The organism is Belnapia sp. AC561 (assembly GCF_979252845.1).
The window spans coordinates 1-245 of record NZ_CEEDBP010000415.1 but is presented as its reverse complement, the minus strand read 5'-3'; the positions used below and the strand labels follow the sequence as shown (position 1 = coordinate 245).

Here is a 245-nt window from a genome sequence, read left to right as displayed (position 1 = left end):
ACATCATTCCTCGCCCGATTAAGTCGAACTTCCGTGAGGGCCTCACGGTTCTGGAGTACTTCATTTCCACCCACGGTGGTCGTAAGGGGCAGGCTGATACCGCTTTGCGTACCGCCGACTCGGGTTACCTGACCCGTCGTCTGGTCGATGTTTCCCAAGACGTGATCGTGAGGGAGAACGATTGCGGCACTACCCGCGGTATGCCCAAGACGATTGCTGTCAACGATGGCAACGGCAACCTGGTG

Annotated in this window: 1 protein-coding gene; it reads left to right on the top strand. The window is 57.6% G+C overall.

What is annotated here, in order from left to right; all coding sequences use genetic code 11:
• On the top strand, positions 1-245 hold a 245-nt coding region (locus AC0IW9_RS31665), incomplete at both ends, for a hypothetical protein (RefSeq protein WP_471652246.1).